Origin of the sequence: Nioella sp. (assembly GCF_964229645.1) — a bacterium.
In the GTDB taxonomy this organism is placed as follows: Bacteria; Pseudomonadota; Alphaproteobacteria; order Rhodobacterales; family Rhodobacteraceae; genus Nioella.
In genome coordinates this window covers 1-2,293 of the sequence record NZ_CAXREX010000157.1, presented here as the reverse complement: position 1 = coordinate 2,293, position 2,293 = coordinate 1, and the positions used below count along the sequence as shown (strand labels likewise).

General features: G+C 65.7%; 2 protein-coding genes and 2 pseudogenes. All 4 read right to left on the bottom strand.

Annotated elements, in window-relative coordinates; all coding sequences use genetic code 11:
• Positions 1-86, bottom strand: a pseudogene (gene paaB, locus ACEQXV_RS10395) (1,2-phenylacetyl-CoA epoxidase subunit B); the annotation flags it as partial.
• Positions 87-90: 4 nt separating this feature from the next.
• Positions 91-1,065: a 1,2-phenylacetyl-CoA epoxidase subunit PaaA gene (paaA, locus tag ACEQXV_RS10390; protein ID WP_370269054.1), complete on the bottom strand. Its 975-nt coding sequence runs from the start codon at positions 1,063-1,065 to the stop codon at positions 91-93.
• A 168-nt stretch (positions 1,066-1,233) separates the two neighbouring features.
• On the bottom strand, positions 1,234-2,106 hold the full coding sequence (locus ACEQXV_RS10385; RefSeq protein ID WP_370269053.1) for a PaaX family transcriptional regulator C-terminal domain-containing protein: 873 nt from the start codon (positions 2,104-2,106) through the stop codon (positions 1,234-1,236).
• Positions 2,078-2,293: pseudogene (locus ACEQXV_RS10380) on the bottom strand (phenylacetate--CoA ligase); the annotation flags it as partial. The pseudogene ACEQXV_RS10380 and the gene ACEQXV_RS10385, both read right to left, overlap by 29 nt.

The window sequence follows — 2,293 nt, the reverse complement described above, 5'->3', positions numbered from 1 at the left end:
GGCGCATGCAGCGATCCGACATGACGATGGGCAAGGCCGTGCTGGCCCCGGATGAAGACCTCCCAGAGGGGAAATTCGGTGCTCATGGGATCACTCCGCTGCGATGTTCTGTTTGGTGGTCTTTTCGGCATGGGCCATCAGCCCTTCGCGGAACCAGGCACCGTCATCCCAGGCCTTGTTGCGCGCATCCAGGCGTTCGCGGTTGCAGATGCCGTTGCCCTTGATGACGTTGAAGAATTCGTCCCAGTCGGGCGTGCCGAAGTCATAACTTTGCCGGTCTTCGTTCCACTTCAGGTCCGGGTCGGGCAGGGTCAGCCCCAGCCATTCGGCCTGCGGCACGGTCTGGTCGACGAATTTCTGGCGCAGCTCATCGTTGGAGTTCAGCTTGATGCCCCATTTCATCGATTGCTCGGAATGGGTCGAATCCGCATCCGGCGGGCCGAACATCATGATGGCGGGCCACCACCAGCGGTTCAGCGCGTCCTGCGCCATGGCTTTCTGATCCTCGGTGCCCTCGACCAGGGCGCGGACGATGTCGAAGCCCTGGCGCTGATGGAAGGATTCCTCTTTGCAGACGCGGATCATCGCGCGGGAATAGGGCCCGTAGGAACAGCGCTGCAGAGGCACCTGGTTCATGATGGCAGCGCCGTCGACCAGCCAGCCGATCATGCCCACATCGGCCCAGGTCAGGGTGGGATAGTTGAAGATGGACGAATACTTGGCCTTGCCCGAGAGCAGCTGTTCCGTCAGCTCATCCCGCGACACGCCAAGGGTTTCGGCGGCGCAATACAGGTACAGGCCATGGCCGGCCTCGTCCTGGACCTTGGCCAGCAGGATCGCCTTGCGCTGCAGGCTGGGGGCGCGGGTGATCCAGTTGCCCTCGGGCAGCTGGCCAACGATTTCGGAATGGGCATGCTGGCCGATCTGGCGGATCAGCGTCTTGCGATAGCCTTCGGGCATCCAGTCGCGCGGTTCAATCCGCACGTTCCGGTCGATCTTGTCCTGAAAGGCCTTGTCCTGGTCCGACGTGCCCGCCTGACCGCTTTCAACCATCTGAGCATACATGATGTGATCCTCCTCGCGCAGAGGGAATACATCACATATTTTGGGTTAGGTCAATAATTGCGTGATGCTTTCGGAAAAGACCCGGCCTGGGCGGCGGCGGAGAGATGCGCCTCCGGCGGGGATATTTCGGGCAAGAGGATGTCAGGGGCGCGGGAAGGGCCGGGGATGTCAGGCCTCGGCCAGGTCGGCGATGCGGCGGGCCATGCGCGCCTGATCGGGCAGAAGCGGGCCGTTGCGGTCGACGAATCCGCTGGTGACGGCCTGATCCGCGGCGGGCGACAGCGCCAGGTAGAGCCGGGCAAAGAGGCTGCGGGCCTGCGGCGCGGGCCAGCCCTCGGGCAGCATGCCAAGCGGCAGGGCCGGGTCGCGCAGGGCGATGCGGCGGAAGGCATGGACCAGCAGAAGCCGCAGGCCCAGGGCCGCCGCGCTGTCGGCGCGCACGGCCGAGAAGCCCGAGACGAATCGCGCCATGTCGTCCTGAAGGCCGGGCAGATCCCAGGCCTGGGCGGCAAGCGCGGTCAGGTCGTCTTCGGTCGTGGCGCGGAAATGCGGGGTGCCAAGGGGGGGCAGCGGTTCGCCCCGGTCGGGACGGATGGCCAGATGCGGACGCGCCAGCCCGAAACGCAGGGCGGTGAGCCGGGAGAGCAGCGCATCGCGGTCCTCACCCACAGGCAGGACGACCATGTGCCAGCCACGCAGGGGGTCGGCGCGCGGCGGCGCATAGATCAGCCGGGCGGCGCGCTGGAATTCGCGCTCGGCCTCGGGCGAAAGGCGATAATAGCTGCGCCGGCCCTCCTTGAACCCGACCAGCTGGCCGCCGCTGACAAGGCGGCTGACCGCCGTGCGTACGCGGCTTTCACCGATGCCGACGGCGGCGCAGGCCTCGATGATATTGCCCATCCAGAGTTCGCCGCCGCGCGGCGCGACCACGTCGCCGTAGAGCGTGACGATGAAGGCCCCGGCCGAGACCGGGAACTCCCGTAGGATGGCGGCAATGGCGGGATCGCCAGTGCTATCGGGCTGGGCGGTTGTCGAAGACACGTCTGGCTTTTCCTTCCGATCGCGACAGCGTGCCGGGGCGCGTCAGTTCGACCTTGGCGGAAATGCCGATCACAGATTTGATGTGATGCGCCAGTTCGCGATCCTGGGCCCCGTCCCCGGTCCCTACCGCTTCGCATTTCACCAGCATCGTGTCCATCCGGCCCTGACGATCCAGGTGGATTTCGTA

Coding starts and splice junctions, on each gene's coding strand:
- paaA (WP_370269054.1), bottom strand. CDS start 1,065: ATGTATGCTCAGATGGTTGAAAGCGGTCAGGCGGGCACGTCGGACCAG.